At 68.2% G+C, this 11,319-nt stretch carries 10 protein-coding genes and 1 pseudogene; 5 read left to right on the top strand and 6 right to left on the bottom strand.

Annotated elements, in window-relative coordinates; genetic code table 11:
- Window positions 1–1,200: pseudogene (locus ADBZ6I_RS04300) on the top strand (dehydrogenase); the annotation flags it as partial.
- Window positions 1,201–1,212: 12 nt separating this feature from the next.
- Here the strand turns inward: ADBZ6I_RS04300 and ADBZ6I_RS04295 are convergent.
- Both ADBZ6I_RS04295 and ADBZ6I_RS04290 read right to left on the bottom strand, forming a co-directional pair.
- Window positions 1,213–1,767 carry a DUF3558 family protein gene (locus ADBZ6I_RS04295; protein ID WP_526381208.1) on the bottom strand — a complete coding sequence of 185 codons (555 nt, stop codon included), beginning with the start codon at window positions 1,765–1,767 and terminating at the stop codon, window positions 1,213–1,215.
- The gene (locus ADBZ6I_RS04290) at window positions 1,764–2,324 is read right to left on the bottom strand and encodes a DUF3558 family protein (RefSeq protein WP_526381206.1); all 561 of its coding nucleotides are present in this window, start codon (window positions 2,322–2,324) and stop codon (window positions 1,764–1,766) included. Before ADBZ6I_RS04290 ends, ADBZ6I_RS04295 begins: the two co-directional genes overlap by 4 nt.
- Window positions 2,325–2,448: 124 nt before the next feature.
- Here ADBZ6I_RS04290 and ADBZ6I_RS04285 point away from each other — a divergent pair, with 124 nt between their 5' ends.
- Window positions 2,449–4,191, top strand: coding sequence for an ABC transporter ATP-binding protein (locus ADBZ6I_RS04285; RefSeq protein ID WP_526381204.1), 1,743 nt, complete (start codon window positions 2,449–2,451; stop codon window positions 4,189–4,191).
- Between the two features lie 11 nt (window positions 4,192–4,202).
- Window positions 4,203–6,089, top strand: coding sequence for an ABC transporter ATP-binding protein (locus ADBZ6I_RS04280; RefSeq protein WP_526381212.1), 1,887 nt, complete (start codon window positions 4,203–4,205; stop codon window positions 6,087–6,089).
- 294 nt (window positions 6,090–6,383) lie between these two features.
- On the opposite strand, the gene ADBZ6I_RS04275 is transcribed toward ADBZ6I_RS04280, so the two are convergent.
- Genes ADBZ6I_RS04275 through ADBZ6I_RS04265 form a run of 3 tightly spaced genes read right to left on the bottom strand, consistent with a single transcriptional unit; the run spans window position 6,384 to window position 9,602 of the window.
- Complete coding sequence (locus tag ADBZ6I_RS04275) at window positions 6,384–7,058, bottom strand: aldose epimerase family protein (RefSeq protein WP_526381202.1); 675 nt, start codon at window positions 7,056–7,058, stop codon at window positions 6,384–6,386.
- A gap of 5 nt (window positions 7,059–7,063) precedes the next feature.
- A complete protein-coding gene (locus tag ADBZ6I_RS04270) occupies window positions 7,064–8,197 on the bottom strand; it encodes an adenylate/guanylate cyclase domain-containing protein (protein ID WP_526381200.1) in 1,134 nt (377 codons plus the stop codon).
- Window positions 8,198–8,210: 13 nt separating this feature from the next.
- Window positions 8,211–9,602, bottom strand: a complete 1,392-nt coding sequence (locus tag ADBZ6I_RS04265) for an amidase (protein WP_526381198.1) — start codon at window positions 9,600–9,602, stop codon at window positions 8,211–8,213.
- Between the two features lie 50 nt (window positions 9,603–9,652).
- On the opposite strand from ADBZ6I_RS04265, the gene ADBZ6I_RS04260 reads away from it, so the two are divergent.
- The gene (locus ADBZ6I_RS04260) at window positions 9,653–10,075 is read left to right on the top strand and encodes an HIT family protein (protein WP_526381196.1); all 423 of its coding nucleotides are present in this window, start codon (window positions 9,653–9,655) and stop codon (window positions 10,073–10,075) included.
- 20 nt (window positions 10,076–10,095) lie between these two features.
- Entirely contained in the window at window positions 10,096–10,509 is a 414-nt protein-coding gene (locus tag ADBZ6I_RS04255) for a nitroreductase family deazaflavin-dependent oxidoreductase (RefSeq protein ID WP_526381210.1), read from the top strand.
- Here the strand turns inward: ADBZ6I_RS04255 and ADBZ6I_RS04250 are convergent.
- On the bottom strand, window positions 10,490–11,305 hold the full coding sequence (locus ADBZ6I_RS04250) for a uracil-DNA glycosylase (RefSeq protein WP_526381194.1): 816 nt from the start codon (window positions 11,303–11,305) through the stop codon (window positions 10,490–10,492). The genes ADBZ6I_RS04255 and ADBZ6I_RS04250 overlap by 20 nt on opposite strands.
- Window positions 11,306–11,319: the final 14 nt, after the last annotated feature.

Genomic DNA, 11,319 nt, shown 5'->3' with positions numbered 1-11,319 from the left:
CTCGAGATGATCCAGTCCGCGGAACTGGAGCCGAGGATCCTGTACCCGAGCGGCTTCAAGCGGAGGTCCCGGTTCGCTTTCGTGATCCACCCGCTGTCCCAGGAGTACTTCCGCAATGTGAAGCCGCTCGATGCCATCGCCGACGTGGCGCCGGGGATGTTCATGGACGGCGTGGAGAAGCTGATGGCGCACGCACCGCCGTTCGTCTACAGCCATGTCACCGGCATCACGTCGCCGACGGGCGCTGAGGTCGAAGGCTGGCTCATCACCGTCGGCGGCACCCCGAAGGAACTGATGGCGCACGATCCGGAGTTCACCTACTCACGCCTGCTCGCCGCGGCCGACATGGCACAGAAGATGGGCGCCCAGATCATGGGGCTCGGCGCGTTCACCAAGGTCGTCGGCGACGCCGGCGTCACGGTGGCCAAGCGCGCACCGCTTCCCATCACCACGGGAAACTCCTACAGCGCCTCGGGCGCGCTGTGGGCCGCCCACGACGCGGTCCGCCGACTCGGCATCGCGGAAGTGGACGAGAAGGGCCACATCAAGGGCAAGGCGATGGTGGTCGGCGCGACCGGCGCCATCGGTTCGGTGTGTGCGCGACTGTTGGCGATGGCCGCCGACGAATTGTGGCTGGTGTCCATCGAACCGGCCAAGCTGTTGGCGCTGAAGGAGGACATCGAGCGGGAGAACCCGCGGGCGGTGATCCACGTCGGCGCCAACGCCGACGAGCACATCGCCGACATGGATGTCATCGTCACGGCCACCTCGGGGGCCGGCAAGAAGGTACTCGACATCATGAAGGTGAAGCCGGGTGCGGTCATCACCGATGTCGCGCGGCCGTTGGACCTGTCGGCAGAGGATGTGTCCAAGCGGCCCGATGTGCTGGTCATCGAGTCCGGGGAGATCGAACTGCCCGGCGATCCGCAGATGAAGGGAATCGGCCTGCCGAAGGGCATCGCCTACGCCTGCCTGGCCGAGACCATCGTTCTGGCGCTCGAGGGCCGCTACGAGACGTTCACCGTCGGGCGCAATATCGAATGGGAGAAGGTCAAGGAGATCTACCGGCTCGGGCTGAAGCACGGCATGAAGCTGGCCGCGATCTCCGGTGTCAACGGGGTCTACACCGACTCCGACCTCGCCAGGATCCGGGAGTTGGCGCTGGCCAAACGGGAGGAAATGGCAGCGCCCCAGTCCTGATCAGCGGCCTGATCAGCTGTTGGTGGCCAGCGTCAGTTCCATCAGTTTGATGGCCTGACCGCAGGCGTCGATCCCGGGTGCCTGGGGGTTGATCCACCAGCCCACCACACCGGCGGCGTCGCTGGCGACACCACAGCCGCCGCTGGGACCTTCTTTGCGCATGATGATCGAGGCGACTCCGTTGATCGTCTTGTTCTCGGTCGGGTACTCAAGGATCTCGGCGACCTTGCGCTCGTTGTTCAGGCTGCCCTGCTCGTACCAGAACCGGGTGATGTCGATCAGTCCCGCCGGGTTGGCGGCCTGCCACCGGCAGACCGCGCCGACGAAGGTGCTCTGGATGTCCAGCGGATCGGCGCCGACCGTCTTGGCCAGCACGTCGGCGGTCAGGACGTCGCACTCCTTGAGCAGGTTGGGGTACTTCTCCGCGGAGTTGTCTCCGCGCGCGGGGCCGGTACCGGCCTTCATCGCGGTGCCCCCGACGGTGTTGGCGCACCCGGCGAGCACAATCGGTGAGATCACCGCCGCGAGGACGCCGGCGGTGAGTCGACGACGCATAAGCCGGCTCATTTCGCGTTCACAATCGATTGGCGGGTCAGTTCCTTGGCGACGTCGCACGCCGGTGGGTAGGGCTTCTCGGCGAAGCTGACCGACCACTCGATGAAGTCGTCGTCGAACTGGATGCCGATCTCGCATAGGCTGTCGCCGAGCATGGGGTCGCTGCCCACCGCGATGAACCCGTCATAGCCCTCGATGTTGATGTCCTCGACGCTGGTCCGGGAAAGTTCCTCGGTCTTGCGTTCGCGCCCGATAGGGCTGCCGCGGAACCAGTTGAAGGAGAAATGCGGGCCGAGGATGCCGCCGCCGGCGAGCCACTGGCACCCCACCGAGTTCACCGCGGTCTTGACCAAGCCGGTAACCCGGGTCTGCTCGGCCATGACCTGGTCGCTGATGCCGCCGCACTCGGCGAACATCGGCCCGTGTTTGCCCTCTCCGGGAGCTGGCGCTTCGGAATCCTGCTGCTGGCTCTGCGGCTGGTCGGGATCCGACGACGTCGAGCACGCCGAAAGCGCCCCGATCGCCGCCACCGCGGCCAAGCCAGCGGTGAATTTGCGCACCGTCGTCATGCGGACCTGCTGATTGTCACAGAAGCACTGTAGCGTCAGCAGCCGCCCTGGCCGCGGACACACCGGCTGAACAGGCGGTTTGTCGGCCAACGCGGGCATGGGGCAGGTGTGGGACAGTAACGAAATGCTCGTGGCGCTGGTGCGGCGGTACCTTCGGCCGTACCGGCGACTGGTGGCGGCGGTGATGGTTCTGCAAATCTTCAGCACGCTGGCATCGCTGTATCTGCCGACCGTCAACGCGGCGATCATCGACGACGGGGTCGCGGCCGGGAACACCGGTCTGATCGCCCGACTGGGGTTGGTGATGCTGGCCGTGACGGCTCTGCAGGGCGCCTGCGCGGTGGGGGCGGTGTATTTCGGGTCGCGCACCGGAATGGGTTTCGGCCGGGACGTGCGGACGGCTTTGTTCCACCACGTCGTCGGCTTTTCCGAGGCGGAGACGGCGCGATTCTCGGCGCCGTCGTTGCTCACCCGGACTACCAACGACGTCCAGCAGATCCAAACTCTGGTGCAGATGACGGCGACCGTGCTGGTGACCGCGCCGATCATGTGCATCGGCGGAATCGTCATGGCGGTGCACCAGGATGCCGGGCTGTCCTGGCTGCTGGCGGTCAGCGTGCCGGTCCTGGGTATCGCCAACTATCTGATCGTCGCCCGCATGCTGCCGGTCTTTCGCAGCATGCAGCGCCTCATCGACGGCATCAACCGGGTGTTGCGCGAGCAGTTGTCCGGGATCCGGGTGGTGCGGGCCTTCACCCGGGAGCCGATCGAACAGCGGCGGTTCGCCGCGGCCAACGGGGCGGTGTCGCAGGCCGCTCTGACCGCGGGGCGCTGGCAGGCACTGATGCTGCCGGTGACCACCCTGACGATCAACATCTCCAGCGTCGCGCTGATCTGGTTCGGGGGCGTGCGCATCGACGACGGCCGCATGCAAGTCGGCTCGCTGATCGCGTTCCTCTCGTACTTCATGCAGATCCTGATGGCGGTGCTGATGGCCACGCTGATCATGGTGATACTGCCCCGCGCCTCGGTGTGCGCCGAACGGATCACCGAGGTGCTCACAACCCGGTCGAGTCTGGCCGAGCCGGATTCCCCGCGTCACCCGCCCGGCGGTATCCGCGGCACGCTGAGCCTGCACGACGTGACATTCTCCTACCCGGGCGCGGAACGCCCTGTGCTGCAAGCAGTGACGTTCACCGCGACGCCGGGGACGACGACGGCGATCGTCGGGGGGACCGGGTCGGGGAAGTCGACGCTGGTGGCGCTGATGTGCCGGCTGTACGACGTCACCTCAGGTTCGGTGCGTCTCGATGGCATCGACGTGCGCGACTACGCCACCGAGGACCTGTGGTCGTCGCTGGGACTGGTCCCGCAGCGCGGCTATCTGTTCTCCGGCACGGCGGCCGAGAACCTGCGGTACGGCAAAGCCGATGCAGACGAGGAGCAGATGTGGGACGCGCTTCGGATGGCCGCGGCCGACGACTTCGTTCGCGCGGATCCGGACGGGCTGGGGATGCGCATCGCCCAGGGCGGCATCAACGTCTCGGGGGGTCAGCGCCAGCGCCTGGCCATCGCGCGAGCGATGATCCGCCGGCCGGCGGTCTATCTGTTCGACGATTCGTTCTCCGCTCTTGACGTCCACACCGACGCGCGGGTGCGGGCCGCCATGCGTGATGCTGCCGCCGATGCGGCGGTCATCGTTGTGGCCCAGCGGATTTCGACGGTAGCGGCTGCGGATCAAATCGTCGTCCTGGACGGCGGGCGGGTGGTGGGCGTCGGTACGCATCAGGAATTGCTCGACGAGTGCCCGACGTATGCCGAGTTCGCCGAGTCTCAGAGCATGGCCGCCGTCGGGGGCGAACCGTGACCGCCCCACCGATGCGGCCCGGGGTGCGGGCCATGCTGGCCGACCCGGCGCTGGCACGATCCCGCGACTTCCGGGGCACGATGCTCAGACTGCTGCGACGGCTGACTCCGCACCGCTGGCCGACCGCGGCACTGTTGGCGATGTCGGTCGGCGGCATCGTGCTGTCGGTCATCGGTCCGCGTGTCCTGGGGCATGCCACCGATCTGTTGTTCAACGGGTTCCTCGGCCGCCGGCTGCCGGCCGGTATCTCCAAGGAAGAGGCCGTCGCAGAAGCCCGCGCCCGCGGCGACGGCAGATTCGCCGATCTGCTGTCCGGTACCAACGCGGTGCCCGGTCAAGGCGTCGACTTCACCGCGGTCGGCCGAACGCTGCTGCTGGCGCTGGTCTTGTATCTGCTTGCCGCCCTCTTGATCTGGGGTCAGGCTCGGCTGCTGAACGTGATCGTTCAGCGCACCGTAACAGCGTTGCGCGCCGACGTCGAAGCCAAGATCCACCGGCTTCCGCTGTCTTATTTCGACTCCCGCCAGCGCGGGGAACTGCTCAGCCGGGTGACCAACGATGTCGACAACATCGCGACGTCAGTGTCGCTGACCATCAGCCAGTTGCTCACCGCGGCGCTGACAGTGGTCGCGGTCCTGGTGATGATGGTGGTCATCTCCCCGTTGCTGGCACTGATCACCCTGGCACTGGTTCCGTTGTCGCTGTGGGTCATCCGGCTGATCACCCGCCGCTCGCGGACACTGTTCGTGGCGCAGTGGGCCAACACCGGCCGGCTCAACGCGCATGTCGAGGAGACCTACAGCGGCTTCACGGTGGTCAAAACCTTCGGCCACCGGGCGGTCGCGCAGGAGAAGTTCGACTCGCTCAACGCCGACGTCTACCACGCGGGGTTCGGCGCACAGTTCTTCTCCGGGCTGGTGTCGCCGGCCACCATGATCATCGGCAACCTCAGCTATGTGGCCGTCGCCGTGGTGGGAGGCTTCCAGGTGGCCACGGGGCAGATCACCCTCGGCAGCGTGCAGGCGTTCATTCAGTACGTCCGCCAATTCAACCAGCCACTGACCCAACTGGCCGGGATGTACAACACCCTGCAGTCCGGGGCGGCCAGCGCGGAGAGGGTGTTCGACTTCCTCGACGAACCGGAGGAATCACCCTCTGCGCCAGCCGAACTGCCCGAAGGGCCGGGTCGCGTCGACTTCGAAAACGTCGACTTCAGTTACCGTCCCGGCAGCCCGGTGGTCCAGGATGTATCGCTGACGGCACCGCCGGGCAGCGTGGTCGCGATCGTCGGGCCCACCGGCGCGGGCAAGACGACACTGGTGAACCTGCTGATGCGGTTCTACGACGTCGACGCCGGCCGCATTCTCCTCGACGGTATCGACATCAGGACGGTAAGCCGGCAGTCGTTGCGCTCGCGGATCGGCATGGTGTTGCAGGACGCCTGGCTCTTCGGCGGCACCATCGCCGAGAACATCGCTTACGGTCGGCCGGACGCCTCCAAGGAGGAGATCGTCGCCGCGGCCCGCGCCGCGCGGGTGGACTCCTTTGTTCGCGCCCTGCCCGACGGCTATGAGACTCGGCTCGGCGATGACGCGACGACCATCAGTGCGGGGGAACGGCAGCTCATCACCATTGCCCGCGCACTCCTGGCCAGGCCGCAGTTGCTGATTCTCGACGAGGCCACCAGTTCGGTGGACACCCGCACCGAGCTTTTGGTTCAGCAGGCGATGGTCGAATTACGCCGCGGACGAACCAGTTTCATCATCGCCCACCGGCTCTCCACGATCCGCGACGCCGACCTGATCGTCGTCATGGACGACGGGCGGATCGTCGAGCAGGGCAGCCACGCGGAGTTGATGGCGCGGCGGGGCGCTTATTGGGAGATGACGCGGGCCTGAGTCCCCCGGACTACGCGGGCCTAAGTCCCCCGGACTACGCGGGCCTAAGTCCCCCGGACTACCAGCCAGGGACCTCCGGCAGGTCGTTATCGCCGGGCACTTCGGGAAGATCATCATCCCCGGGAACTTCGGGAAGATCATCATCCCCGGGAACTTCGGGCAGGTCATCATCGCCAGGTACGTCAACCATAGGGTCAGCTTAGGGGTCGAAGCGGCGGCGCGGCCCGGAGAAACCGCTCGACCAAACCCCGCACGACTGGATAATGGCCTGATGGCAGGAAAAGAGCTCGACCCTCAGCGTGCCCGCGCCGCCCGCGACGTCATGCGGCAGCATCCAGGGATGGCGGTGTTCGCCGTATCGCCCGTCCTCATCGGGGCCGCTCTGGTCTGGTGGCTGGTCAGCCCCGGTTGGGCGATGGTCCTACTGGTCGCCGCGCTGGTCGGCGGCGGCTGGGCCGTCCTGCGCAAGCGCTGAAATCCGAAAGCGGCATCCCAGCAGCTGCCGCTGGCCCGGCTGTAGCCACAGGCAGCGGTCACCGGCGGGCACCCCGCCAGGGGGCGCCGTCCAGGGTTCGACGCACACGGTGCGGCGCGGGGGGGAAACGGATACTGGGCCAGTGTGACGTCGCTGTGCCCCACGGTCAGTTCGATCCCCCGCCCGTCTTCCAGCGCCCGCAGCTGCCACGGGAGATCACGGGCGAACCCGTGCTGGTTCATCGCAAAGCTGCCCTGGGGCAGGTCCAGTCGATTGCCCGGAAGGCTGCTACAGATCGGGAACAGCACCGGGATGCCGCCGCGCACACTGTTCGCCGGGTCGGCGAAGCGCTGCTGATCGAGATACAGCCGCTCGCGGCCACCGCACGCCCAGCCGGTCACCAGCCCGCCGCGTTCCGGGACCACGCGAAGCTGATCGCCGTGGGCGCTGGTGAAAAGCCAGTGCCGGTAGGGCTCGGCCACGAACTCCAGCATCGGCGTCACCGCGCCGCTGAGGCCGTCTCCGCCTCGGCCCGTCGCGCCCGGTACACCCTGACCTCACCAGCAATGTTCTTGAGGCGCTTGGCCCCGGCGTTGGACCAGCGGAACCGCGGGTCGTCGCCGATCTGCTGGCGCGCCGCTTCGGCCACCAGCACCGCACCCGGCCGGGCCGCCGACGTCACCCGGCTGGCGAGGTTCACCGGGCTGCCGAACCAGTCGCCGGCGCGGCTCACCGCGGCCCCGTAGGCCACCCCCACCCGCAGCCGGGGCAGCGTCTCGTCGGCGGCCGCGGCGTCCAGCAAGGCCAGCATCACCTCCAGCAGTGCGGCGGTGTCCGGCGAGACGAACATGACCGCGTCGCCGATGGTCTTGATGAACCGCACCGGAGCCACCACGACGTCGCGAGCGAGGTCGGCCAGGCGGTTGGCCAGCTGTTCGAGGTTCTCGGGGGGCAGCTCCTCGCCGAGGCGGGTGAAGCCGACCAGATCTGCGAACGCCGCGCCCACCATCCGGGAGCCGGGCAGCGGCACGCCCTCGGCCCGTTCGTTGGCGTTGACGGCCTCGGTCTGCATCGCATGCCGCAGTTGCAGCAGTAGCAGATCCTGGATCATCGGGCCCAGCAGCGGAGCCGCCACGGCCATCAGAGCCTGCGAGGCTTGGGCGATCTCCAACTCGCTCACGCCGGGGTGCAGCACAGCGCCCAGGGCCGCCGATCGCATTTCCTCGGTTGCGTGCGAAAGTCCCTCCGTCAGAACGCGAACCACAATCAACAGCCGATCGCGATCCAATCCCAGGTCCAGGAAACGCTTGATGTGCACCGCGGGGGCGGCGTCGGCGCGCATGAAGGCGGGCGCGTCGGGATCATCGACCTGGGGCAGACCGGCCGCGCGCTGGAACCGCATCAGCTCGTGTAGATCGAGACCGGCCTCGGCACTGATCTCGCGGGCCGAGACGTAGGACCCGTCGTCGCCGAGGGCGCGGCGGGCGGGGAGCAACATCGGGGCGAACGAATGCCGGATCTCCTCGACGGTGATGCCCTGATCCAGTAGCCAGGGGATCAGGGCGGCACGCTCGGCACGCGCCTCCCCGGTCAATCCGTCGAGCAGGCCGGTCGACTCGATGTCGACGCTCATGACATGTCGATGCTCATGACACCGGCGGCCGCCGGTTGGCCCAGGGCCGCGCCGCCTCGATCTGCTTGCTCAACGCCAGCAGCGTGGCCTCGTCAGAAGGCCGGCCGACGAGTTGTACCGACACCGGCAACACCTCGCCGTCCAGGAACCACGGCACCGACGCCGCTGGCTGGCCCGTCGCATTGAAGATGGCATTGAACGGCACCCGGGCCGCCACCAGCGACAGCGTGCTCACACCGCCGCGGTGCTGATACTGGCCGATCCGCGACGGTCCCGTCGCTGTGCCCGGCGTGATCAGCACGTCGAAGTCGTCGAACATCGACAGCACCCGGGCGGCCAGCGTGGATTCGGCGGCGCGCACCCGGTTGATCCGGCGCTCGGAGATCAGGCTGCCGATCCTGGCTATGGAGCGGGTCCGCGGCTCCAGTCGCTCCGCGTGCGGCATCTTCTGCACGTCCTCGTACACCCCGCGCCACATCCGGGGCAGCACATGGCCGTACATCGCCCACGCCGGATAGTCGGGGTCGTGCCAGAGCACCTCGTGGCCGAGATCGCGCAGCAGCTTCTCCACCCCGTCGAGCGCCCGCTGCTGGGCGCGGCCGACCCGGGCCACCATCGTCGGAGGCAGCTTGGCACTCAACGCGATTCGCAACCGTCCCGGCTTGCGGGCAGCCGCTTTGACGAACCCGCCACGCGGCGCCTTGCCGGTGTGGGTGGCGTCGAGGAACAGTGCGGCGTCCTCCACCGTCCGGCACAGCGGCCCGTTGACGCTCAACCCCAACCAGGCGTCCTCGTGCGGGCCGATCGGCACCCGGTCGCGCTGCGGTTTGAGGCCGAACAGCCCGCACCACGTCGCCGGGATCCGGATGGATCCGGCGCCGTCGGAGCCCAGCGCCATCGCCGCCAGACCGGCCGCCACCGCCGCGGCGCTACCACCGCTGCTGCCGCCCGGCGTGTAGGCCAGATCCCACGGGTTGTGAGTGGCGCCGAAGGCCACCGTCTCGGTGAACGGCCACAGCATCATCTCCGGAACCGCTGTCTTGCCGATGATGACCGCGCCGGCCTCGCGAAGCCTGCGCACCACCTCGCCGTCGCGGTTGGCGGGCATGTCGTGGGCGCTGCTGCCGTAGCAGGTGAACTCCCCGGCAACGTCGACGTCGTCCTTGATCGCGATCGGAACACCCAGCAGCGGAAGCCGTTCGCCGGCATCGAGCAGAGCCTGGGCGGAAGCGGCTTCTTCACGGGCGCTGGCGGCCATGACCACCCGAAAGCTGCGCACTTCCCGGTCGATCCGCGCGATGCGGTCCAGGTAGCGCTCCAGCAGGGCCGGAGCGGTGATGGCGCCAGCTGCGAGCAGGCGGGCCTGCTCAGCGGCGCCGGCGAAGGCGAGGTCGGTGGCGTCCACCCACGGGAGCGTAGCCGCTGGCAACGCCGCCAAACCGCTACGGTTGTCGGATGTCCTGTGTCTTCTGCGAAATCGTCGCCGGGAACGCACCGGCCGTCCGCGTCTACGAGGACGACGACTATCTCGGCTTCCTCGACATCCGCCCGTTCACCCGCGGGCACACCCTGGTGATCCCGAAGCAGCACAGTGTGGACCTCACCGACACCCCGGCTCCGCTGCTGGCCGGCCTGCTGACCGTCGGGCAGCGCATCGCACAGGCCACCCGCGCCTCCGGGCTGGGCGCGACCGGCAACAACATCGCCATCAACGACGGAATGTCGGCCTTCCAATCGGTCTTCCACATCCACCTGCACGTGGTCCCCCGGCGCGACGGCGACAAACTCTCCTTCGCCAAGGGCATGCTGCTGCGCCGCGACCCCGACCGGGAATCCACCGGACGGATTCTGCGTGACGCGTTGGCGGTGCTGCCGTGAGCGGGCTGGCCGACAAGGCCATGATGACGTTCGTGCGGGTGCACGACGGGGTGTATCAGCGCAGCAACGGATGGATCGGGCACCGCATCCCCGGCGCCCCCAACAGCCTGCTGCTACATACCGTCGGGGCGAAAACCGGCCTGCCGCGCACTAATTCGCTGTCCTATGCTCGAGACGGTGACAACTACCTAGTGGTGGCATCCAACGGCGGCGACCGGCGCTCTCCGGGCTGGTACCACAACCTGAAGGCCAACCCGGAGGTGGAGGTGAACGTCGGACCGCGCCGGTTCAGGGTCACCGCGCAGGCGGTGCTGCCCGACGACCCGGACTACGCCCGGCTATGGCGAATCGTCAACGCCAACAACGCCAACCGCTACGACGCATACCAGGCCCGCACTAGCCGGCCGATCCCGGTCATCCGGCTCGTTCCCTGACTTCGGAAAAAATGTCATCCAGCATCGCCGGGGTCAGCCGGCCGGTGAACATGTTCTGTTGGCTGGGGTGGTAGCAGCCGAGCAGTGTCACACCGGAGGGCAACTCCGCGACCGCCGCGTGCCCGAATTTGGGCTTAGCGCCTGCCAATTCGTCGCCCAGTAGCCGCAGGGCGGCCTGCCAGGCGAACCCGCCGAGTGCCACCACCACCCGGACGTGCGGGGCGATCAGGCGCCATTCGGCCGCCAGCCATGGCTCGCACGTCGCCCGCTCGGCCGGCGTCGGGGCGTTTCCGGGCGGCGCGCACCGCACGGCCGCGACGATCCGAACGTCGTCGGTCCGCAGTCCGTCGGCGGCGTCGACGCTGTCCGGTGTGCTCACCAGTCCGGCGCGGTGCAGCGCGGCGAACAGCTGGTCGCCCGAACGGTCGCCGGTGAAGACCCGCCCGGTTCGGTTTCCGCCGTGCGCGGCGGGGGCGAGACCGAGGATCAGAATCTTGGGCTGTAGCGATCCCCACCCCGTTATCGGCCTGCCCCAATAGGGTTCGTCGGCGAATGCCCGCCGCTTGACCACGGCCACCTCTTCGCGCCAGGCGACCAGCCGTGGGCAGGCCCGGCAGACGCTCACCTCGGCATCCAGGACTCCCAGATCGTCGACAGCGGTGGCCAGTTGGGCGACCTGCCCCGCGTCGTGCGCCACCGGGGTCGCCGCGGTCGCGGGGTCGCCCGGCCACCCGGACCCCGGCGGCACCGGCGAGGCGAACAGCGCACCGGTGCGCGGATGGGGGTGGCTGGCCATACCGAGAATCTAGA

Source organism: Mycobacterium sp. (genome assembly GCF_044342925.1).
Taxonomy (GTDB): domain Bacteria; phylum Actinomycetota; class Actinomycetes; order Mycobacteriales; family Mycobacteriaceae; genus Mycobacterium.
Note: the sequence above shows the minus strand (reverse complement) of the source record. Positions and strands in the feature narration are given on the sequence as shown.

What these genes read in the sequence shown, in the direction of transcription:
- ADBZ6I_RS04250 (WP_526381194.1), bottom strand. Translation starts at nt 11,305, where the DNA reads ATGGCCAGCCACCCCCATCCGCGCACCGGTGCGCTGTTCGCCTCGCCG.
- ADBZ6I_RS04275 (WP_526381202.1), bottom strand. Translation starts at nt 7,058, where the DNA reads ATGCTGGAGTTCGTGGCCGAGCCCTACCGGCACTGGCTTTTCACCAGC.
- ADBZ6I_RS04280 (WP_526381212.1), top strand. Translation starts at nt 4,203, where the DNA reads ATGCGGCCCGGGGTGCGGGCCATGCTGGCCGACCCGGCGCTGGCACGA.
- ADBZ6I_RS04270 (WP_526381200.1), bottom strand. Translation starts at nt 8,197, where the DNA reads ATGAGCGTCGACATCGAGTCGACCGGCCTGCTCGACGGATTGACCGGG.
- ADBZ6I_RS04290 (WP_526381206.1), bottom strand. Translation starts at nt 2,324, where the DNA reads ATGACGACGGTGCGCAAATTCACCGCTGGCTTGGCCGCGGTGGCGGCG.
- ADBZ6I_RS04255 (WP_526381210.1), top strand. Translation starts at nt 10,096, where the DNA reads ATGATGACGTTCGTGCGGGTGCACGACGGGGTGTATCAGCGCAGCAAC.
- ADBZ6I_RS04260 (WP_526381196.1), top strand. Translation starts at nt 9,653, where the DNA reads ATGTCCTGTGTCTTCTGCGAAATCGTCGCCGGGAACGCACCGGCCGTC.
- ADBZ6I_RS04285 (WP_526381204.1), top strand. Translation starts at nt 2,449, where the DNA reads ATGCTCGTGGCGCTGGTGCGGCGGTACCTTCGGCCGTACCGGCGACTG.
- ADBZ6I_RS04295 (WP_526381208.1), bottom strand. Translation starts at nt 1,767, where the DNA reads ATGAGCCGGCTTATGCGTCGTCGACTCACCGCCGGCGTCCTCGCGGCG.